The 19,399-nt window shown below is 61.7% G+C and carries 23 protein-coding genes; 11 read left to right on the top strand and 12 right to left on the bottom strand.

Translation table 11 applies throughout. From position 1 onward, the window contains the following. Position 1: 1 nt before the first annotated feature. From NKJ93_RS22970 to NKJ93_RS22960, 3 genes are all read right to left on the bottom strand, one after another. Positions 2-1,078 (bottom strand): ABC transporter permease, encoded by a 1,077-nt coding sequence (locus NKJ93_RS22970; protein WP_352495260.1) that lies wholly within the window; start codon positions 1,076-1,078, stop codon positions 2-4. A 114-nt stretch (positions 1,079-1,192) separates the two neighbouring features. After that, positions 1,193-2,134 (bottom strand): sugar ABC transporter substrate-binding protein, encoded by a 942-nt coding sequence (locus tag NKJ93_RS22965; RefSeq protein ID WP_352591236.1) that lies wholly within the window; start codon positions 2,132-2,134, stop codon positions 1,193-1,195. Between the two features lie 309 nt (positions 2,135-2,443). Beyond that, entirely contained in the window at positions 2,444-3,475 is a 1,032-nt protein-coding gene (locus NKJ93_RS22960) for a LacI family DNA-binding transcriptional regulator (RefSeq protein WP_023718248.1), read from the bottom strand. A 135-nt stretch (positions 3,476-3,610) separates the two neighbouring features. Between NKJ93_RS22960 and NKJ93_RS22955 the strand changes: the two genes are divergently transcribed. The 4 genes from NKJ93_RS22955 to NKJ93_RS22940 all read left to right on the top strand — a co-directional run bounded on the left by NKJ93_RS22955 (position 3,611) and on the right by NKJ93_RS22940 (position 6,926). Continuing rightward, a complete protein-coding gene (locus NKJ93_RS22955) occupies positions 3,611-4,741 on the top strand; it encodes a fatty acid desaturase family protein (RefSeq protein WP_051409640.1) in 1,131 nt (376 codons plus the stop codon). 40 nt (positions 4,742-4,781) lie between these two features. Next, on the top strand, positions 4,782-5,096 hold the full coding sequence (locus tag NKJ93_RS22950) for a MocE family 2Fe-2S type ferredoxin (protein WP_023718250.1): 315 nt from the start codon (positions 4,782-4,784) through the stop codon (positions 5,094-5,096). A gap of 2 nt (positions 5,097-5,098) precedes the next feature. Beyond that, on the top strand, positions 5,099-6,328 hold the full coding sequence (locus tag NKJ93_RS22945) for an NAD(P)/FAD-dependent oxidoreductase (protein ID WP_352591299.1): 1,230 nt from the start codon (positions 5,099-5,101) through the stop codon (positions 6,326-6,328). 388 nt (positions 6,329-6,716) lie between these two features. Further along, a complete protein-coding gene (locus tag NKJ93_RS22940) occupies positions 6,717-6,926 on the top strand; it encodes a YjiS-like domain-containing protein (protein WP_352495259.1) in 210 nt (69 codons plus the stop codon). Positions 6,927-7,239: 313 nt separating this feature from the next. Here the strand turns inward: NKJ93_RS22940 and NKJ93_RS22935 are convergent, their stop codons facing one another. The 9 genes from NKJ93_RS22935 to hslV all read right to left on the bottom strand — a co-directional run bounded on the left by NKJ93_RS22935 (position 7,240) and on the right by hslV (position 14,770). Next, entirely contained in the window at positions 7,240-7,887 is a 648-nt protein-coding gene (locus tag NKJ93_RS22935; protein ID WP_352495258.1) for a DUF1579 family protein, read from the bottom strand. A gap of 112 nt (positions 7,888-7,999) precedes the next feature. Further along, entirely contained in the window at positions 8,000-8,743 is a 744-nt protein-coding gene (locus NKJ93_RS22930; protein ID WP_352495257.1) for an SDR family oxidoreductase, read from the bottom strand. Next, positions 8,740-9,105 (bottom strand): putative quinol monooxygenase, encoded by a 366-nt coding sequence (locus tag NKJ93_RS22925; protein ID WP_023718254.1) that lies wholly within the window; start codon positions 9,103-9,105, stop codon positions 8,740-8,742. The genes NKJ93_RS22930 and NKJ93_RS22925 overlap by 4 nt, the downstream gene beginning before the upstream one ends. A gap of 187 nt (positions 9,106-9,292) precedes the next feature. After that, complete coding sequence (locus NKJ93_RS22920) at positions 9,293-10,303, bottom strand: AraC family transcriptional regulator (protein ID WP_352495256.1); 1,011 nt, start codon at positions 10,301-10,303, stop codon at positions 9,293-9,295. A 320-nt stretch (positions 10,304-10,623) separates the two neighbouring features. Next, entirely contained in the window at positions 10,624-11,583 is a 960-nt protein-coding gene (locus NKJ93_RS22915; RefSeq protein ID WP_023718256.1) for a DUF1402 family protein, read from the bottom strand. Positions 11,584-11,767: 184 nt separating this feature from the next. Next, the gene (gene hslU, locus NKJ93_RS22910; protein WP_023718257.1) at positions 11,768-13,081 is read right to left on the bottom strand and encodes an ATP-dependent protease ATPase subunit HslU; all 1,314 of its coding nucleotides are present in this window, start codon (positions 13,079-13,081) and stop codon (positions 11,768-11,770) included. Between the two features lie 4 nt (positions 13,082-13,085). After that, entirely contained in the window at positions 13,086-13,682 is a 597-nt protein-coding gene (locus tag NKJ93_RS22905) for a DUF2585 domain-containing protein (RefSeq protein WP_023718258.1), read from the bottom strand. A gap of 4 nt (positions 13,683-13,686) precedes the next feature. Continuing rightward, positions 13,687-14,229, bottom strand: coding sequence for a GNAT family N-acetyltransferase (locus tag NKJ93_RS22900; RefSeq protein ID WP_352484491.1), 543 nt, complete (start codon positions 14,227-14,229; stop codon positions 13,687-13,689). Then, positions 14,219-14,770, bottom strand: coding sequence for an ATP-dependent protease subunit HslV (gene hslV, locus NKJ93_RS22895; protein WP_023718260.1), 552 nt, complete (start codon positions 14,768-14,770; stop codon positions 14,219-14,221). The genes NKJ93_RS22900 and hslV overlap by 11 nt, the downstream gene beginning before the upstream one ends. Before the next feature lie 225 nt (positions 14,771-14,995). Between hslV and hisB the strand changes: the two genes are divergently transcribed. The 7 genes from hisB to hisF are packed head-to-tail and all read left to right on the top strand — an operon-like array spanning position 14,996 to position 19,395. After that, positions 14,996-15,595 (top strand): imidazoleglycerol-phosphate dehydratase HisB, encoded by a 600-nt coding sequence (gene hisB, locus NKJ93_RS22890; protein WP_352484490.1) that lies wholly within the window; start codon positions 14,996-14,998, stop codon positions 15,593-15,595. Between the two features lie 4 nt (positions 15,596-15,599). After that, positions 15,600-16,073, top strand: a complete 474-nt coding sequence (locus NKJ93_RS22885) for a DUF2628 domain-containing protein (RefSeq protein WP_352484489.1) — start codon at positions 15,600-15,602, stop codon at positions 16,071-16,073. Position 16,074: 1 nt separating this feature from the next. After that, complete coding sequence (gene hisH, locus NKJ93_RS22880) at positions 16,075-16,725, top strand: imidazole glycerol phosphate synthase subunit HisH (protein ID WP_352484488.1); 651 nt, start codon at positions 16,075-16,077, stop codon at positions 16,723-16,725. Positions 16,726-16,728: 3 nt separating this feature from the next. Continuing rightward, on the top strand, positions 16,729-17,019 hold the full coding sequence (locus NKJ93_RS22875) for a DUF1330 domain-containing protein (protein ID WP_352484487.1): 291 nt from the start codon (positions 16,729-16,731) through the stop codon (positions 17,017-17,019). Between the two features lie 2 nt (positions 17,020-17,021). Then, positions 17,022-17,771: a 1-(5-phosphoribosyl)-5-[(5-phosphoribosylamino)methylideneamino]imidazole-4-carboxamide isomerase gene (hisA, locus tag NKJ93_RS22870; protein WP_023718265.1), complete on the top strand. Its 750-nt coding sequence runs from the start codon at positions 17,022-17,024 to the stop codon at positions 17,769-17,771. After that, complete coding sequence (locus tag NKJ93_RS22865; RefSeq protein ID WP_023718266.1) at positions 17,768-18,604, top strand: arginase family protein; 837 nt, start codon at positions 17,768-17,770, stop codon at positions 18,602-18,604. Before hisA ends, NKJ93_RS22865 begins: the two co-directional genes overlap by 4 nt. Continuing rightward, positions 18,601-19,395, top strand: a complete 795-nt coding sequence (gene hisF, locus NKJ93_RS22860) for an imidazole glycerol phosphate synthase subunit HisF (RefSeq protein WP_023718267.1) — start codon at positions 18,601-18,603, stop codon at positions 19,393-19,395. The genes NKJ93_RS22865 and hisF overlap by 4 nt, the downstream gene beginning before the upstream one ends. Positions 19,396-19,399: the final 4 nt, after the last annotated feature.

Raw genomic sequence — 19,399 nt, 5'->3', positions numbered from 1 at the left:
ATCAAGCCCTCATTGCCCGCAGGCGTTGGCGCCACTGGTCGAGAACGACTGCGCCGACGATGATCACGCCCTTGACCATCTCCTGATAATAGGCGTCGAGGCGCAAAAAGGTGAAGCCGGAGATGATGACGCCGAAGATCAGCGAGCCGATCACCGTCCCGATAATCGAGCCGCGGCCGCCCGACAGCGACACGCCACCGATGACCGCCATGGCGATCGCATCGAGCTCGTACATCACACCCATGCCGGCCTGGGCAGTGAGATTCTTCGAGCTCAACACCACGGCGGCGAGCGCGGCAAGGATGCCGGCAATGACGTAGACGAGGATCTTGTGGTTGGCGATGTTGATGCCGGACATGCGCGCGGCATCCTCATTGGAGCCGATTGCATAACAGTGCTTGCCATATTTGGTGTAGCTCAGGATCAGCTGGAACAGCACCGCCAGCGAAATGAAAATGATGACCGGCATCAGCCCCTTGCCGATGGCGGCGAAACTCTCGGTCGGAAACGAGATCGGCTGCCCCTTCGACCACCATTTGGCGATGCCGCGCGCGGTGACCATCATGCCAAGCGTGGCGATGAACGGCGGGATGCGCGTGTAGGCGATCAAGGCACCGTTGACCAGGCCGGCCAGCAGGCCGCAGCCGATTGCGACGAGCACCGGCACGATCACCGGCAGGTCGGTCCAGCCCTGGGCAATGAACATCGCCTTGGGGTTCGGGTTGCCGTTGACCGTCGCCACTTGGGCGAAGCTCATGGCTATCATCGCCGTGGCGCCGACGATCGAACCCGAGGACAGGTCGATGCCGCCGGTAATGATCACCTGCGTCACGCCGATGGCAATGATACCGACGATCGACACCTGCAGGATGATGATCTGCAGGCGCGCTTCGTTGAAGATCGCATCGATATTGTCGCGGGTATTGAACAGGAAGCTGTCGCCCAGGAAAACCCGGCCGATCAGCTCGAAAGCGCCGACCAGGATGACGAGCGCCAGGAAGACGTTGAATTCGGCCGGCCATGCGCGCCGCTTCGCATCATAGCTGAGCCCGCCGACGCCGTGAGATGTCTGTGCCAATCGTGCTTCCTCCGTCAGCCACGGTCTCCACCCGGCGCTGTTCAGGCCGAGGGGGAAAAAGCGGAGCGGCGCTGTCTTACTTTGGCGCGCCGCTCCGTATCGGACAGGTCCGCCTCAGTTCTTCTTCAGGAACTTGTCGATATTTGCCGGCGTGACCAGCTGGAACGGGATGTAGACCTTGTGCTCGACCTTCTCGCCCTTCGCTAGCTTGAGCGCAGCATCAAGCGCGCCAGCGCCCTGGCCGGCTGCGTCCTGGAACACCGTCGCATCGAGGTCGCCCGCCTGCATCGCCGCTAGCGCGTCCTGGGTAGCGTCGACGCCGCCGACGACAACCGACTTCATGTCGATATTGGCGGCCTTCATCGCCTGGATAGCGCCGATGGCGCTCTCGTCATTGTTGGCGATGACGCCGTCGACCGGCTTGCCGGTCGACAGCCAGTTGGTCATCAGGTTCTGCGCTTCTTCGCGCTTCCAGTTCGACGTCTGCTTGTCGATGATCTTGATGAAGCTGCAATCCGGCGTGGCAATCACATCATCGATGTCCTTGGTGCGCTGCACCGCGGCCTGGTTCGACAGCTCGCCCATGATCACATAGACATTGGCCTCTTTCTTGCCGGCTTCCTTGAACAGGCGGCAGACCTCCTTGGTCTCGAGCGTGCCAGAATCGGCTTCGTTCGAGGCGACGAAAGCCTGGTTTTCCGGCAGCGTGTCGACGTTGACCGGCTCGCGATTGACATAGACCAGCGGAATTTTGGCAGCGGCGGCTGCGTCCGACATCGCTTGGGTGGCCGAGGTGTCGACCGGGTTGACGATGATTGCGTCGACGCCCGAGGCGGCGAAGTTCTTGATCTGGTCGAGCTGCTTGGCGACGTCGTTCTGCGCGTCTTCCACCTGCAGCTCGACGCCGTCCATGCCCTTGGCCTGCTCGATCATGCCGTTGCGCAGCACGGTGAGAAAATTGTCGTCGAACAACGCCATCGACACGCCGATCTTGGCAGCAAAGGCGGACGAACTCATTAGCGCCGCGAACGCGACGCCCAAAAGCAGTTTTTTCATTTTATTTCTCCTCCACATTGGTGTCCGGCTGCACCGATCTACCCGGAATCCCCGATCTCGCAGGGAATTCTCTCCCGATTGCCATTTTAGTTCCGGAAGGCATTTGCCTGAAACAGATCTTCCGGAACGAAAGAACCAAAATGCTCAGTTGGTGAAATATTTATTCCATTTCGCGTGGGCGTCAAGCGAGATTTCGCCATGAGGAATGGATTTTCGGCATTTCGAGCTCTTTTAGACGAACGCTCAGGCAAGCCGGGCCTGAAAGCGTTCTGATAGATTACATCATGTCTGCCGCCAATGACCGCGACGTCAGATGTTTTCCGGCAGATAAATGTCGAAGGGCAGAAAGGTCTGACCCGGCGCATTCGCGGCGCCGGTCTCGATGGCATGCGCCATCAGCCCGACAAGCTCGCGGCAAAGCGCTGCCAGAGGCGTCGAGATCACCATCGTCAGGAAATTATCCGCCAGCGCCGCGCGGGAGTCAGGCGTGATCTCGTTGCAGACGACCGCTGGCATCTCTGCCGGCTTTGCCTCCCTCAGCGCCGAGATCGCGCCTTCCATGCCGCCACCGGCGACATAGCAGCCGGCAAGATCGGGGTGGCGGGCCAGAAGCTCGATCATTGCATCATGCGTGATCTGGTTCGCTTCCAGATTGACCAACGTCTCAAGGAGAGTGAATTCCGGCGCTTGCTCGCGAAAAAAGGAGCGAAAACCGATCTCGCGAAGCTCGTGGCCGTGGAAGCGATGGCTGCCGACGAAGAGGGCGACCTTGCCAGGTCTCTTCGCGGCCTTCGAGATCATCCAGGCAGCGGTGCGGCCAACCTTGCGATTGTCGAGGCCGACATAGCCCTCGCGAATGCCGGACGCAAAGTCGGAAAGCAGGGAGAACACCGGTACGCCGTTGGCTTTGAGCGCCTCGACGGCCACCGTCAGCGTCGGGTGATCAGGCCCGACCAAGGCGACGGCCCTGGATTTGGCTGCCAGCTTGCGCATCCGCTCGACGATCTCATCCGGCGCCAGCGAATCGGCGAAGTCGATGGTCGCCACGCCTCGAAAGCGCGGCGACTGCGATACTGCCAGTTCAAGTTCGCGGGCAAATTCGCTGTAGAAGACGTCTTCCCGCCGCAACAGCAGAAATCCGAGGCGATACTCCGGCAATTCATGGCGCATCCGCTGCTTGATCAATCCGGCCGCGTGATAGCCGATGCTGGTCGCGGCGTCATAGACGCGGCGCGCGGTTTCCTCGCGCACCGGCAAGCGGTTGTTCAGCACCCGGTCGACGGTGGCAACGCTGACCCCCGAAATGCGTGCCAGGTCGGTGATCGTCGGCCGTTTCGCCATCGCTGCCTCGCTCTAACTATCCGACTCTTTTAAACCATTCTGATGGAAAATGATAGAAACTATCTTTGTGATATTGTGTCTATCAGCGCTCGGCGTTATTTTGAACACTGACCGAATATGATCGAGGCCTCCGCCATGGTGGATATTGGACTCCAAACCGGGAACACAACCTCAGCAGCAGCGTCCCAACGCGACTACAGCCTGGTCGGCCGCGACGCGAAGCTTGCCGTCGAGAGCGGGCTGGCGGCGGCCGAGTGGTATCACACCGACGTGCCGCGCAAGCAGATGAAGGAGCTGATGCAGCGCTCCGACGGCCCGGCGATCCGCGATACCATCATCTGGCTCGGCGCCATGATCCTCAGCGGCGCGGGCGCCGCCTTGTTCTGGGGCAGCTGGTGGTGCGTGCCGTTCTTCTTCGTCTATGGCGTCCTCTACGGTTCCTCCACCGATTCACGCTGGCACGAATGCGGCCACGGCACCGCCTTCAGGACGCAGTGGATGAACGACGTGGTCTATCAGATCGCCTGCTTCATGATCATGCGCAACCCGGTGACCTGGCGCTGGAGCCACACGCGCCACCATACCGATACCATCATCGTCGGCCGCGATCCGGAGATCTCGGTCATGCGCCCGCCCGATCTGCTGCGCGTCGTGCTCAATTTCGTCGGCATTCTCGATGCCTGGCATGCGATGAGCGACATGCTGCGCAATGCGGCCGGCATCATCAGTCCGGCCGAAAGAACCTTCATTCCCGACCAGGAGCAGCCGAAGGCAATCCGCATTGCTCGCATCTGGACGGCGATCTATGCCGCGACGGTCGCGCTGGCGCTTCTTACCGGCTCGTTCCTGCCGCTGATGCTGGTCGGGCTGCCCAGGCTTTACGGTGCCTGGCATCATGTCATGGTCGGCCTGCTGCAGCATGGCGGCCTGGCTGAAAACGTCACCGATCACCGGCTGAACAGCCGCACCGTCTACATGAACCCGATAAGCCGTTTCATCTACTGGAACATGAACTACCACGTCGAGCATCACATGTTCCCCATGGTGCCCTACCATGCGCTGCCCAGGCTGCATGAGCTGATCAAGCACGATCTGCCGGCGCCGACACCGTCCATCCTGGCCGGCTATCGCGAGATGATACCGGCTTTCCTGCGCCAGCTGCGCAATGAGGATTATTTCATCAAGCGCGAACTGCCGCCGACGGCGAGGCCCTATCGCGAGGATTTCCACAACGATAACGCTGCTGTTGCGGTGGCTGCTGAATGACAAGCCTACGCCGGGGCACCAAGAATCGGGGAAGGCGCAAATGAGCGACTGGGTCGAGGCTTGTGACGCCGAGGACATCGACGAGGAGGATGTGATGCGGTTCGACCATGGCGGTCGCACCTTCGCCATCTACCGCAGCCCCGAGGACGGGTATTTCGCCACCGACGGGCTTTGCACGCATGAGAAGGTGCATCTGGCCGACGGGCTGGTGATGGACGATATCATCGAATGCCCGAAGCATAATGGCCGCTTCAATTACAAGACTGGGGCTGCCAGGGGCGCGCCGGTCTGCGTCGATCTCAGGACCTATCCGGTCAAAGTCGACGCCGGCAAAGTCCTTGTCCGGATCGGTTGATGATGACGAAGGGAATGGTCATCATTGGCGCCGGCGAATGCGGCGGGCGCGCCGCCCTTGCGCTGCGCGAGCTCGGCTATGATGGCCCGGTGACGTTGGTCGGCGACGAGCCGCATCTGCCCTATGAGCGGCCACCGCTGTCGAAAGACGCGATGGTCGCCGACGCGCCCCTGATCAAGGCGATCGCCAGTGAGGCGGTCCTGGCCGAAAGATCGATCAGGCATATCCATTCGGTTCAGGCGATGGCGATCGACCGCGTGGCGCATGTCGTGCGCCTGTCGGACGGCTCGGTCCTGGCCTACGACAAGCTCCTGCTGGCGACAGGGTCGCTGCCGCGCAAGCTGCCGATTCCGGACCTTGGCGGGCGCTGCGTCTATCTGCGGACCTTCAACGACGCACTGGCCATTCGCGCTCATCTCAGCGCCGGAAATCGCGTCGCCATCATCGGCGGCGGCTTCATCGGTCTCGAGCTCGCCACGGCGGCACGCAGGCTCGGCGCCACTGTTGCCGTTATCGAGGCGCAGCCGCGCATTCTGATGCGCGGAGTGCCGGCCGAGATCGCGCAGGTTATCCATCAGGCGCATGAAGCCGAAGGCGTAAAAATCCTGTGCGGCGAGGGCATCGACGCCATTGCCGATGACGGCGCCGAAGTGCGCATCGTGCTTGCCGGTGGACACGACATTGTCGCCGATCTTGCCGTGATCGGCATCGGCGCCGTGCCGGTGACCGGACTTGCCGCGGAGGCAGGGCTGACGATTGACAATGGTATCGCCGTCGACGCCGAGCTTCGCACCAGCGACCCCGACATCTTTGCCGCCGGCGATTGCTGCTCGTTTCCGCTCGCCATCTATGGCGGCCGGCGAGTGCGGCTGGAAGCCTGGCGCAATGCGCAGGAGCAGGGCGCGCTTGCGGCCAGGAACATGCTTGGCGCCGGCGAGGCCCACGCGGCGGTGCCATGGTTCTGGTCGGATCAGTACGGCCTGACCTTGCAGATCGCCGGCCTGTCGGACGAAGGCCGCAGCATTGTGCGTCGCGAGCTCGGCGACGGCGCCTTCATCCTGTTCCATCTCGCCGAGGACGGCAGGCTGGTTGCGGCAAGTGGCATCGGCCCCGGCAACGCGGTCGCCCGCGACATAAGGCTGGCCGAGATGCTGATCGCGAAAAGGGCAAAGCCGGCGCCGGAAGCGCTAGGCTCGCAAACGATCAAGCTGAAGTCGCTGCTGGCGACATGAGCCAGCGCGGGTTCCAGAGCCATTTGAAAGAACTTGCGGAGCGCTTGCCGTTCTGGTGGTGACAATCCTGCACCTGATGGCGGGAGACGACCCTGAGCGGTCGTTCCTGCCCGCGATGGAAACGTCTCATGAGGGTTGGAACGGGGTCGTTCGCGCGACTTTGCGCCGAAAGGTTGCCATGAGGCGAATGATCCGATCTCGATCCCAGATGTCAGCTAAGCGCTTGCCGTCACGGCCGAGACGACCCCTTCCAGCCAACCGAGTTTCAGATGTAACCGAATTTCCTCCTTCTGAAATCGCAGCGCGACCCTCTCTCCTCAGTAGACGGGCTGACCACAGCCCGCCGCCCTGCCCGTATACGGCCGGGGCTCTGTGAAAAGAGGCTATCATGACGCCTCCAGTCCAGTGTGTTCTCCGTGTTATGCACCTGGTCATCGCCCGATCCCTTAGGGCCGCAGCGCAACGGCGTGAGCTGGCTCAACTTAGCGACCGCCAGCTACGCGATGCCGGAATCGATCCCGCATTGGCAGGCCGTGGCAAGGCGGCCGCCGTCGATAGAACCAGCCTGCTTCGACTGCCGACCCTGTCGTCCGGCTGAGCGAGTTGATAGAGGAGCTAGCGATGGCCGGTCTCTCCACCGCGATCGGCGCAGAAGTCGGAGAGGTGTGCCTGCTCGGGGCAATGTTCGCTGGACTGATCCTCATCTCAGCTCCGAGAACGCGCTTCGTTCAGAGTCCGATCTCTGACTTGCCGGGCGCTCAGCGTCCGGTCGTCTTTCAAAGCAGTTCCAGGCGCCGAACTGGACGCTTTGAGATCGTCGGAACTGAACTCGACCTTCCCGGCATATCCCGGCCGAGCGATGGAACCCGCGCAAGCTACTTACAACGTCCGAGCCACCCTTGAGCGATCGCTCACGCCTTCAGTCGCGTATAGACGGCGCGCGTTGCCAGTGTTTCTTGCTGTCCGGGACGCGTGAAATAGAGCTCAATGATGTGGCGATCGTTGTTCTCGATTTTGATTACAGTGCGCATGCCGACCTGCTTGCCGACTGTTTCTTCGCCCGCCACGCCCTGGTCGGTAAAGGTGCCGGACATGCTGATCGGCCTTTGATCCCCCGAATTAGGGACGCCTTTAAAATACATCATGGTTGTGTTGACAGGATCGATCGTGACCCACTCGTAACGTCCGTCCATGATGCTGTAGCCGAGCCATCCTTTGCGCCAGACCGGCGCTCCATCCAGCGTTCCCTCCATTATGTCTTCGATGTAACGGCCGCCCGCCAACCACTGACGATGGCTAATGAGATCGTCCGTCACGAGCGGCGGCTGATCGGGGCTACGGCCGAGTGTGCCGTAGAAGCTCATCTGGACGCGCCAGGTGCCGATCATTGGCGCCAGGACCTCATGCCCCGGGCCCGGCAATCCACGGCGAAGCCAATTCGGCAACTCCGACTGGGTCGGGGGCTCGGCTGCAGCCGAGCTGCCTTGAGCCAATGCGCCGAAAGGAATGGGGAGGACGAACGCAACGACGAATAGGGCAACGTGTAGTGTCTTGATCATACTTTATCTCCAGCTCATCGCTCGCCCGGGAATTGCTATGACGCGCTCAGTTGGGGCAATCGTTGCGAATTTTGTCGTGTGAACTCGTGGATACTCATCTCATACCTCTCCGTCATTCGATGCTGACCAGCGTTTCACCACCGGAAACTTCGATAACGGCGCCGGTCACGAAGTCATTGGCCATCAGGAAAAGTGCGGCCTTGCCGATATCGTCGATTTTTCCGACGCGTCCTGCCGGGAAGCGCTGACGCACCAGCGCGAAAAACGCCGCGCGCTTCGCCTGCGGCATGCCGGCCCACATTTCGCTGTCTATGACGCCTGGTCGGATTGTGTTGACGCGGATCGGACCGAGTTCGAGCGCAAGGGCTCGCGTCAGCGCCTCCAGACCAGCAAAGGCGACCATCATCATCGATGCGCCCATGCGAGGCTTGGTCACCAAGCCACCGGTCGTGAATGTGATCGAACCACCTTTCGGCATCCTAGGCGCTGCGTGCCGCGCGCAAGACCAACTGCCCAAGAGCTTGCCGTGCAGAACGGCCTGCGCGTTGGCCATCGTCTGGGAGAGGAAGGGACCTCCCGGACTCGGTGGGGTCGCGGTGATGAGAAGGTGGTCGAGCGTCCCTAGTGTTTCGAACATTTGCTCGACCGCTGTATCATCGGTCATGTCCAGCGACTGGAACGTGATCGAACCGTGGACCCTTTGCTCTGCAACCATTCTCGCTGAAGGGCGCCGCCCGAGCGCAATGACGTCGGCGCCTGCTTGACAGGCTGCGCGGGCCGCACCCATGCCCATGCCGCTTGTCCCGCCGACGATCACGACACGCTGATTCGAAAGAGACTGCTCGTCACCGTTCATCCTGGATCTCTGCCGCTGGCATACGGACTCAGCATCTCCAGCCACTGCGTCTCCATGTCGCCCGGTTCGAGCTCACCAGCATCTACGACGAAGCTCTGGACATAGGCTTCGCCGAAGTGGCTCTTGAGTGCATCGATACTGCGCCAGACCTCGTAGATAACGATGAGATCGGGGTCGGTCCGATCTCGATGGATGTGGAATTGAAGACAGCTGGCTTCCGATCTCGTCGCTTGGAGATCTTTAAGCATACGGGCGACAAGCGCGGAGCCTTGGCCGGGAGTGGCGCGATGCTTAGCGATAACGCAATAGGGCGTGTCTTCGCCAGCGGTTGGTCGAGGAAGATCAGGCAACGTCAGCGCCATGTGGTACTCCTGCCGGAACGGCCGACCGAAGTGGTTGCGGCCATTGAAATTGGCAGATGCTGGTATGGCGTTGCTATGGCAGAAACGACTGAATATTTGACCGTTTGTCGCGCGTATTTTCCGTATTACACGCGGTCGCAACAGGAGCGTATCTGCGGCTGGTCGAAACAGCCTCGCATGAACCCGATCAGGATTCTGTTCCGCTCACACGCAGCCCTGAATCTCGGATAGCGCCGGGTGAGACACCCATGAAGCGTTTGAACGCCCTGCTGAAGGACGCATCGGACTCATATCCCAACTCCGATGCGATCTGTGACTGCGACATATATCCGTTACGCAACCAGGATGCCGCCAGCCGAAGCCTCCATTGCAGGAGATAGCGGGCGGGGGATACCGACAACAGGCTCTTGAACCGCTGCGAGAACCTCGATCGCGACAGCCCGGACAATGCAGCCAGGCGATCGACTGGCCAGTCTTCCCCAGGGGAGCGATGGATTCTTGCAAGCGCCGACCCGATTTGTGGATCCTGCACGGCCGCCAGCCAACCAGTCAGATCGTCGGAACATGTCTCGACCCAGGTTCTGATTACTTGCGTCATGACAATATCGGCAAGGCGCGCCATTATCGTTGCCGAGCCGATTCTTTGCCCTTCAGCCTCGCGCGCCATCATCGCAATGAGGCTTGGTAGGTCAGTATCGCCATGCTCGGCATGCCGGATGTGCATCACAGAAGGTAGCAGTTCCAGCAGCGGATTTGCTGTCGGGCCCTCAAAGCCGATCGTACAGCATGCGATCAACGATCGCGCGCCGCCGCCGCCAGACTTCAACTCGTAAGTTCCGTTCCCGATCAACGCTGGTTTGACATCGGCGAGCGGCAAGGTTCGCCGTTTTGGCCGATCGGACATAGTGTGCTCTGTTCCGTGGGGAAGAAGAAGCACATCGCCGTTTTCGAGCAGCAGCGGCGGCAAGCCCTTGGCTTGTATCCAGCAATGACCCTCGAGCATCGCATGAAAACGTACACCCTCCCTGAACGGCACGGCGATGCCCCAGGGCGCCGTCAACTCGCTGCGGCCATATCTCGCATGGGCAAGGCGTAGATCGCGCAGCACCTCGCTCAACAAATCATTCTCGGCCGGCTGGTAGCCCATCGTTGCACGCCCTAAACCGGGCCGATCAATGGACCTAAGCGGATCACTCATCTGCACTCCTTTGCCCCAACTTCGCATACGCTTATGCATCCCGTTACCTCTCTTAGTAGGCAACCGAACGGAGACCTATTACGGATCCAGATTCCGCAAGAGATCTGACAATGGAAATGGGATTCTGCTGGCGGCGTTCGCTTAGGGATGCGCCGGACTTTTTTCAACAATATCCACCCCTGCTGCCCATCAGATCGCGCGCGCGACAAAGCTGTTCCCCAGCCGGGGGCGATCCCTTGAAAGGATCGACGGGTTCGAAGCCACAGAGTTCAAGCAGATAGGCGATTTCCTGGCGCAGGCTCCACCGCAGACCTTCACCGCTAAAACAGCGCCTTCAGCTCCGGCAGCTTGTCGTTGACTAGCCAGCCATAGTAATTTTCCTCAGGCAGCTTTTCCGGCTCGCCCGCAGCGCGGCGCTTGTCGTTCTCGGCCTTCAGCGCATAGGCACGCTGTTCCGGATTGCCGACATTGTAGAGCGTCGACGTGATGCCGGGATTGCCTGAGATGTCGAAGCCGGCAATGCTTTTATAGGCGTCGATCGACTTCCGGATCGTTGCCGCGACATAAGGCAGGGTCAGGTCAGGATCCATGATGGTCTTGTAGACCGCGTTCGGGTCGCCGACGTCGAGCTCCGGCAGGCCGGAAACCTTGTGCACGAGATCGCTCATCTGCAGTGCCGTCAGCGGATTGAGCTGGCCAAGACCAAAAGTCTGGCCGGCATAATAGGGCTGGAAGAAAGTCGCGCCGAAGCGGTCGTTGGGAAAGCTCTCGCCGTTGACGGTCTTGCCGCGGAACGACCGGTTCCACACCTGCTCGCGGCATTCCCAGAGTTCGTAACTGTCCGATTTGCCCGCGCACTTGGCAAATTGCGGCCGTTGCACGAAATCGGTGATGTCTTCGCCTTCATAGGCGAAGGAGAGTTTGCTCGACAGATACGAGATCGCCTTGACGTAGTAGGTCTGCAGCCGGTCGTAGGCATCGACATTGTAGGTGTGCTCGCCGACGATGGCGCCGACGATATGCATCGGGTCGATGCCATAGGCCGCGGCTGCCTGCATGATCTTGCCACGCAGCTCGGCATCGTTCTGGAGCAGCGCAAACACTTTGCGGTATTTCGCCTGGAAGGTGGTGTTGGTCGCCTGGGTGCGCCGGCTGGATGCGCCCGGTATGTCGGGCTGCTCGGTGTTGCGGTTGCCGGGCGGCACCATGGTTGCCGCTTGCGCGGCGAACATGGCTGCCGCCAGCGTCAGCCCGAGAATGACGAGGATCAGTTTTTTCATGCGCCGCCGCCCAAATAGTCGCCGGGCAAACTAGGTAATGCTCCAACGGGAGTCGAGAGACGCCTGCACCCGACGGGACGAAAGCTCGCCGGATGCTTCCATTTGGCCACACATCGGAAATGCCGGGCTGAATTTGGCGGAGACCGGGAGCAATTCCCCGGCCTCTTTGAGGATGAAGCGTCTCCTACAGGATGAAACGCGACAAATCCGTGTTTCTGGAGAGGTCGCCGACATGCTTCTCCACATAGGCGGCATCGACGGTCACGGAGGTGCCGTTGCGGTCCGGTGCGTCATAGGAGATCTCGTCCAGCACCCGTTCCATCACCGTCTGCAGCCGCCTGGCGCCGATGTTCTCGACGCTGGCGTTGAGGTCAACAGCGATGCCGGCCAACGAGTCGATCGCGTCATCGGTGAAGACCAGGTCGACTCCCTCGGTCTTCATCAGTGCGATATACTGCTTGATCAGGCTGGCTTCGGTCTCGGTGAGGATGCGGACGAAATCGTCCTTCTCCAGCGCCCGCAGCTCGACACGGATCGGCAGGCGGCCCTGCAATTCCGGCAGCAAGTCGGATGGCTTGGCGACGTGGAACGCACCTGAAGCGATGAACAGGATGTGGTCGGTCTTCACCGGTCCGTATTTGGTCGCAACCGTGGTGCCTTCGACCAGCGGCAGCAGGTCGCGCTGCACGCCCTCGCGCGAAACACCGGCACCGATGCCGCCTTCGCGCGAGGCGATCTTGTCGATCTCGTCGAGGAAGACAATGCCGTCATTCTCGGTCGATTCGAGTGCCCTGCGCACCACCTCGTCCTGGTCGAGCAACTTGTCGGACTCGTCGCTGATCAACAGCCCGTAGGACTCTTTAACGGTCGTCTTGCGCATCTTGGTTTTCTTGCCGCCCATCGCTTTCGACAGCATGTCGTTGATGTTGAGCACGCCGATATTGGCGCCCGGCATGCCGGGGATCTCGAAGCCGGGCATGCCGCCATTGCCGGTATCGGCCACTTCGATCTCGATCTCCTTGTCGTCAAGCTCGCCGTCGCGCAGCTTCTTGCGGAAACTGTCACGGGTGGCCGGACTCGCCGTCTTGCCGACGAGCGCTTCAAGCACCCTTTCCTCGGCGTTGATGTGGGCACGCGCCTCGACGTCCTCACGCATCTTCTCGCGCACCAGCCCGATGGCGATCTCGACCAGATCGCGGATGATCTGCTCGACATCGCGGCCGACATAGCCGACCTCCGTAAACTTGGTGGCTTCGACCTTGACGAAAGGCGCACCGGCAAGGCGCGCCAAGCGGCGAGAAATCTCGGTCTTGCCGACACCGGTCGGGCCGATCATCAGGATGTTCTTCGGCATCACCTCTTCGCGCATCTGGCCCTCGAGCTGCTGGCGGCGCCAGCGGTTGCGCAAGGCAATCGCCACGGCACGCTTGGCGTCTTTCTGGCCGATGATGAAGCGGTCGAGTTCCGAAACGATTTCGCGGGGAGAGAAGGTGCTCATGTCACTAAATTCCACTTTGCCACTGCCGAATGGACTCGAACGGATGCAGCAGCATGATCACGTTGAGTGTCAGATTGTCCCGGATGAGATAGCCGACACCGAATTCGAAGATGAGGGCGAGGGTTACGATCACCCATATAGGAAGCCTTCGCGCCATGACAAACCCCAGCACCATGGCCAGCGTGTCCGACACCGAATTGATGACGCTGTCGCCATAATAGTCGAGCGAGATCGTGCCGGCGCGATAGCGATCGATGATGAAAGGGCTGTTCTCGAGCAGCTCCCAGCCGCCCTCTATCACCACCGCAAAGGCCAGCCTGAGCCCGATCGGCGAGCGCGGGAAAAGAAACCACGCCAGCGCATAGAACAGGAAGCCGTGAATGATGTGCGAGAAGCTGTACCAGTCGGAGATATGCTGGGAATTCTCGGAGCTCTGCACGATGCCGTGCCACAGCTTGACGTAGCCGCAGGTGCAAATCGGCGTCCGCCCCATGCCGTAGAGGACCCCTGCCTGGAATATGACCAGACCGAGAACCAACAGAAGCCCCATTCGCCAACTGTCTTCGTAGGCCGAGACGGTTTTGTCGCTGGATACGCTCATGCTGCTATTGCCCCTCTTCTGCGTCACCCTGTTCGGCATCACCCTCTGGGGCATCAATCGCCATCAGCACGGCATCGCCATATTCCGACTTCCTGCGATCGATAGCCCTGAAACCGGCTTTTTCATAGGCACGGATAGCCCGTGCATTGGCCGGGTCCGGGTCGATGATGACGCGCGGCGCACCTTCCTCGAAAAGCTGCTCGACGAACTGCCGGACGATCGCCGAGCCGTGGCCGGTCCCGACAAGCTCCGGCACGCCGATCGACAGATCGATGCCGAGCGTGCCGAACGGCTGGTCGCTATAGGGATGACCGTCCTCCAGATGCGGATCGTAGCTCTGCAAATAGCCGATGGGTTTGCCGTCGAGCTCGATAATCAGCGGCTCGACCGAAATGCTGTCGATATGCTCGCGGATCTCCGCGATCTCGGTCTCTGGGTCGTTCCACCATTCGGTGACATGCGACTCGGCAAGCCAGCCGGCGATCATCGGCAGGTCCCTCTCGGTCACCGGCCGAAAACCGTAGCGGAGGCTCCGCTCAGGCGGCATCGAGGGTTTCGACGACGAAGCTGTTGTTGGTGTAGACGCAAATGTCGGACGCGATCTGCATCGCCTTGCGGGCGATCTCCTCGGCGTCCTTATCGGTATCCATCAGGGCGCGGGCCGCGGCCAGCGCGTAGTTGCCGCCGGAGCCGATGGCCATCACGCCAAATTCGGGCTCCAGCACGTCGCCGGTGCCGGTCAGCGCCAGCGACACCGACCTGTCGGCCACCAGCATCATTGCTTCCAGCCGGCGCAAATAGCGGTCGGTGCGCCAGTCCTTGGCGAGCTCGACGCAGGCGCGTGTCAGCTGGTCGGGATATTGTTCGAGCTTGGCTTCGAGCCGCTCCAGCAGCGTGAAGGCATCGGCGGTGGCGCCGGCGAAGCCGGCAATGACGTTGCCGCCCTTGCCGATGCGGCGCACCTTCTTGGCGTTGCCCTTCATGATGGTCTGGCCGAGGCTGACCTGGCCGTCGCCGGCGATCACCACTTTGCCGCCCTTGCGCACGGTTAGGATGGTCGTGGCATGCATGGTCAGTTCATTAGACATTTTCTGCTCCGGTCAGCACCGATCCCATCAAGGCGATTGGCGCGTTACGAGTGACTTGATCGGCCATATGTATGCATAGGCCAGACGATTGCAAACCGGCCATCCACCGGGCCGGATAGTGCTCCGCAGCGGTAACTGGCAATCGCCGGATCATGCTGCTAGAAGGCTTTCGTTTTCAGGCATGTGAACGCCTGAATCGTGCAAATCTGAGACAAGGATGAGGTCATGGTGCCCCGTTCCGCCGAGATAAGCCGCAAGACCAAGGAAACCGACATCTCCGTGTCGGTTCAGGTCGACGGCTCGGGCAAATCCGACATTTCGACGGGCGTCGGCTTCTTCGACCATATGCTGGACCAGTTATCGCGCCATTCGCTGATCGACATGACGGTGAAGGCCAAGGGCGACCTGCACATAGACGACCACCACACGGTCGAGGATACTGGTATCGCGCTTGGGCAGGCGCTGGCCAAGGCATTGGGCGAGCGGCGCGGCATCATGCGCTATGCTTCGATCGATCTCGCCATGGACGAGACGCTGACGCGGGCGGCGATCGACGTCTCCGGCCGGCCTTTTCTGGTCTGGAATGTTTCGTTCTCATCGCCGAACATCGGTACGTTCGACACCGAGCTGGTGCGCGAATTCTTCCACGCGCTGGCGCAGAATGCCGGCATCACGCTGCATGTCACCAATCATTACGGCGCCAACAACCACCACATTGCCGAGACCTGCTTCAAGGCCGTGGCGCGTGCGCTGCGTTCGGCGCTCGAGCGCGACCCGCGCCAGCCGGACGCGGTTCCCTCCACCAAGGGATCCCTGAAAGGGTAGCGCCATGGCCATCTATGTCGCGATGGAACCGCCAGGCCGCAGCGAAAGGGTGGACACCACCTTTGTCCGTGACGGCTTTGCCTGGCTCGGCTTCCTATTGCCGCCGCTGTGGCTGGCCTGGCACCGGCTGTGGGTCGAGGCGGCATTGGCCTTTGTCGCCATGGGCCTGCTTTCGATGCTGGGCGAAAGCCTGGGCCTGGAAAGCGCAGGCTCGCTTTTGTCCCTCCTTGTCATGCTCTTTGTCGGACTGGAAGGGCAGGCCCTGCGGATCGCAGCACTGCGCCGCCGTGGCTGGCGTGAATGGGGTGTCGTCGAGGCCGACAGGCTCGACGATGCCGACATTCGCTACGCGTTGGAAACCGATGCGGATTCGAATGCACGGTCCCCCGCACAGCGCATCGTCCCGGACGCAGCACTTGCCCGGCCGACGCCGATGGGCATGGCACTGGGGCTGACCCATATTCCGGGAAAGCGCTGAGATGCGGGTCGCGATCATCGATTACGGGTCGGGCAATCTGCGCTCGGCCACCAAGGCCTTCGAGCGTGCCGCTCATGAAGCCGGCATTGCCGCCGCGATTGAACTCACAGCCGATGCCGAGCGGGTCAGGACCGCCGACCGCATCGTCCTGCCCGGCGTTGGCGCCTATGCCGATTGCGCCGCTGGACTGCGCGCTGTGGCCGGCATGTGGGAAGCGGTCGAGGAGGTCGCGATCGTCAAGGGACGGCCGTTCCTAGGCATCTGCGTCGGCATGCAGCTGATGTCGGAGCGAGGCTTGGAGAAAACGGTTACGAAAGGGTTTGGCTGGATCGCCGGCGACGTCAAGGAGATCACGCCGGCCGATCCGACACTGAAGATCCCGCAGATCGGCTGGAACACGATTGACCTGAAGCGCAAGCATCCGCTGTTTTCCGGCATTGCGACGGGCGGGAAGGGGCTGCACGCCTACTTCGTCCACTCCTACCATCTCGATGCACGGAAGGAGGACGAGGTGCTGGCGGTCGCCGACTACGGTGGCCCGGTGACGGCCGCTGTCGCCCGCGGCAATCTCGCCGGAACGCAATTCCACCCCGAGAAGAGCCAGGCGCTCGGCCTCGCTTTGATCACCAACTTCCTGCAATGGAGGCCCTAGGTCATGAGCAAGAAGGGCTATTGGATGGCGATGGTCGATGTCCGCGACCCCGAGGTCTACAAGCAGTACATCGAGGCCAATGCCGCGGCTTTTGCGAAATACGGCGCGAAGTTTCCCGTGCGCGCCGGACGGTATACCAGCCCGGAAGGGCCGACAGGCAATCGCCACGTGCTGGTGGAATTCGAATCCTACGAGACGGCGATCGCCTGCTACGGCTCGCCTGAATACCAGGAGGCCTTGAAGTACAGGCTCGCCGGCTCGACCGGCCACTTTGTCATCGTCGAAGGCGCCTGAAGGTGATCCTGTTTCCGGCGATAGACCTCAAGGACGGCAAATGCGTGCGCCTCAAGCATGGCGACATGGCGACCGCGACGGTCTACAATGACGATCCCGCCGCTCAGGCGCGCGCCTTCGAAGAGCAGGGCTTCGAATGGCTGCACGTCGTCGACCTCAACGGCGCCTTCAAGGGCCAGAGCGTCAACAGCGCGGCAGTCGGCGCCATCCTCAAGGCGACGAACAACCCGGTGCAGCTCGGCGGCGGCATCCGCACTCTGGCGCAGATCGAGGACTGGCTCGACCGTGGGCTGGCCCGCGTCATTCTTGGCACTGTGGCGGTGCGCGATCCGGATCTGGTCAGGCAGGCTTGCAAGGCATTCCCGGGCAAGATCGCCGTCGGCATCGACGCCAAGGGCGGCAAGGTCGCGGTCGAAGGCTGGGCGGAGGCCTCGAGCCTCGGCGTCATCGAACTGGCGAGGAAATTCGAGGGCGCCGGCGTTGCTGCCATCATCTACACCGACATTGATCGAGACGGGGTGCTGACCGGCATCAACTGGGACGCCACCATCGATCTCGCCGAGGCGGTTTCGATCCCGGTCATCGCCTCGGGCGGGCTCGCCTCGATCGCCGACATTGTGCGCATGACCATGCCCGATGCGCGGAAGCTCGAAGGCGCGATCTCCGGCCGCGCGCTCTACGACGGCCGCATCGACCCGGCCGAGGCACTGGCGATCCTGCGTGGCAAACCGATGGCAGGGGCGTCATCATGAAAGTCTCGATTATCCTCGCCCCCTATGACAGCGGGCACCATCATGAAGGGTGCGGCCAGGGGCCGGACGCCATCATCGGCGGTGGGCTCGTCGAAGCTCTGACCGTGGCCGGCCATGACGTCGCCGTCGAAGATATCGGCAAGGTGGGAGACGAGCAGGGGCGCGAAATCGCAACCGGCTTCGCCGTCTGCAACGCCGTCGCGGCCAAGGTCGGCCTCGCCCGCGACGGAGGAGGCTTCCCCATTGTCCTTGCTGGAAATTGCCTGACCGCCGCCGGTGCGGTTGCCGGTGAAGACGCGGATTCGATTATCTGGATCGATCAGCATGGCGATCTCAACACGCCAGAGACGTCCGCCTACGGCTTTCTCGACGGCATGGCGCTGGCGGCGACACTCGGGCTCTGCTGGCGTCCGATGGCGGCAGCAATTCCGGGATTCCGGCCGATGGACCCGGCGCACTGCATGCTGGTCGATGCCCGCGACCTCGATCCCGACGAAAAGCGCCTGCTGGAAACTTTGCCGATCGTGCGCGCCGAATGTGCCGGTGCGCTCGATATGGTGGGAAAGCTCACAGCGGCAGGGGCTGTTCGGGGACATCTGCATCTGGACCTGGATGTCCTCGATCCGGATGTGCTGCAGGTGAACCGCTACACGCATCCGGGCGGTCCGAGTCCGGAACAGCTGCGGCAGCTTGCCTGCGGGCTGGCCAGATCCATCCCGATCGTGGGCGTGACGCTCTCGGCCTACGATCCGGCCTTTGATTCCCAGTCCGAGGTTCCGTCCGTCGTCGGCCAGCTGCTTGTCGACTTTCTTGCGGCGATCGAGAGGATCTGATGCTGAAAGCCCGCGTCATCCCCTGTCTCGACGTCAAGAACGGTCGCGTCGTCAAGGGCGTCAATTTCGTCGACCTGGTCGATGCCGGCGATCCCGTCGAAGCGGCAAAAGCCTATGACGCGGCCGGCGCCGACGAGCTCTGCTTTCTCGACATCACTGCCTCGTCGGAAAACCGCGAGACCATCTTCGATGTCATTACCCGAACGGCCGAACAATGTTTCATGCCGCTGACTGTCGGTGGTGGCGTCCGCCAGGTCGCCGACATCAGAAAGCTGCTTCTGGCCGGCGCCGACAAGGTGTCGATCAATACGGCGGCGGTGAAAACCCCAAATTTTGTCGCCGAGGCTGCCGACAAGTTTGGCAACCAGTGCATCGTCGTCGCCATCGACGCCAAGAAAGTGTCCGCTGCGGGCGAGGCTGATCGCTGGGAGATCTTCACCCATGGCGGCCGCGAGAAGACCGGCATCGATGCCGTCGAGTTCGCTCGGCGGATCGTCGATCTCGGCGCCGGCGAGATCCTGTTGACGTCGATGGACCGCGACGGCACCAAGGCCGGCTACGACATAGCGCTTACCCGCGCGGTCGCCGACGCCGTGCGCGTGCCGGTCATCGCTTCCGGTGGCGTCGGCACGCTCGATCACATGGTCGAAGGCATTCGCGACGGCCATGCGGGCGCGGTGCTGGCAGCCTCGATCTTCCATTTCGGCACCTACAGCATCGCCGAAGCCAAGATGCATATGGCTCAGGCCGGACTGCCGATGCGGCTGGACTCGCCGGGTAATCGGTCCTAGAGCC

Source organism: Mesorhizobium sp. M0028 (assembly GCF_040323855.1).
Classification (GTDB): Bacteria; Pseudomonadota; Alphaproteobacteria; order Rhizobiales; family Rhizobiaceae; genus Mesorhizobium.
This window is presented reverse-complemented; position numbering and strand designations above follow the sequence as displayed.

What these genes read in the sequence shown, in the direction of transcription:
- NKJ93_RS22905 (WP_023718258.1), bottom strand. Translation starts at nt 13,682, where the DNA reads ATGAGCGTATCCAGCGACAAAACCGTCTCGGCCTACGAAGACAGTTGG.
- NKJ93_RS22915 (WP_023718256.1), bottom strand. Translation starts at nt 11,583, where the DNA reads ATGAAAAAACTGATCCTCGTCATTCTCGGGCTGACGCTGGCGGCAGCC.
- NKJ93_RS22885 (WP_352484489.1), top strand. Translation starts at nt 15,600, where the DNA reads ATGGCCATCTATGTCGCGATGGAACCGCCAGGCCGCAGCGAAAGGGTG.
- NKJ93_RS22945 (WP_352591299.1), top strand. Translation starts at nt 5,099, where the DNA reads ATGACGAAGGGAATGGTCATCATTGGCGCCGGCGAATGCGGCGGGCGC.
- NKJ93_RS22955 (WP_051409640.1), top strand. Translation starts at nt 3,611, where the DNA reads ATGGTGGATATTGGACTCCAAACCGGGAACACAACCTCAGCAGCAGCG.
- NKJ93_RS22925 (WP_023718254.1), bottom strand. Translation starts at nt 9,105, where the DNA reads ATGGCGCTGACGTTGCCTGATCTTCCTCGACCAACCGCTGGCGAAGAC.
- NKJ93_RS22865 (WP_023718266.1), top strand. Translation starts at nt 17,768, where the DNA reads ATGAAAGTCTCGATTATCCTCGCCCCCTATGACAGCGGGCACCATCAT.
- NKJ93_RS22940 (WP_352495259.1), top strand. Translation starts at nt 6,717, where the DNA reads ATGACGCCTCCAGTCCAGTGTGTTCTCCGTGTTATGCACCTGGTCATC.
- hslU (WP_023718257.1), bottom strand. Translation starts at nt 13,081, where the DNA reads ATGAGCACCTTCTCTCCCCGCGAAATCGTTTCGGAACTCGACCGCTTC.
- NKJ93_RS22960 (WP_023718248.1), bottom strand. Translation starts at nt 3,475, where the DNA reads ATGGCGAAACGGCCGACGATCACCGACCTGGCACGCATTTCGGGGGTC.
- NKJ93_RS22935 (WP_352495258.1), bottom strand. Translation starts at nt 7,887, where the DNA reads ATGATCAAGACACTACACGTTGCCCTATTCGTCGTTGCGTTCGTCCTC.
- hisH (WP_352484488.1), top strand. Translation starts at nt 16,075, where the DNA reads ATGCGGGTCGCGATCATCGATTACGGGTCGGGCAATCTGCGCTCGGCC.
- NKJ93_RS22900 (WP_352484491.1), bottom strand. Translation starts at nt 14,229, where the DNA reads ATGCCGCCTGAGCGGAGCCTCCGCTACGGTTTTCGGCCGGTGACCGAG.
- NKJ93_RS22965 (WP_352591236.1), bottom strand. Translation starts at nt 2,134, where the DNA reads ATGAAAAAACTGCTTTTGGGCGTCGCGTTCGCGGCGCTAATGAGTTCG.
- hisB (WP_352484490.1), top strand. Translation starts at nt 14,996, where the DNA reads ATGGTGCCCCGTTCCGCCGAGATAAGCCGCAAGACCAAGGAAACCGAC.
- NKJ93_RS22920 (WP_352495256.1), bottom strand. Translation starts at nt 10,303, where the DNA reads ATGAGTGATCCGCTTAGGTCCATTGATCGGCCCGGTTTAGGGCGTGCA.
- NKJ93_RS22930 (WP_352495257.1), bottom strand. Translation starts at nt 8,743, where the DNA reads ATGAACGGTGACGAGCAGTCTCTTTCGAATCAGCGTGTCGTGATCGTC.
- NKJ93_RS22950 (WP_023718250.1), top strand. Translation starts at nt 4,782, where the DNA reads ATGAGCGACTGGGTCGAGGCTTGTGACGCCGAGGACATCGACGAGGAG.
- hslV (WP_023718260.1), bottom strand. Translation starts at nt 14,770, where the DNA reads ATGTCTAATGAACTGACCATGCATGCCACGACCATCCTAACCGTGCGC.
- NKJ93_RS22875 (WP_352484487.1), top strand. Translation starts at nt 16,729, where the DNA reads ATGAGCAAGAAGGGCTATTGGATGGCGATGGTCGATGTCCGCGACCCC.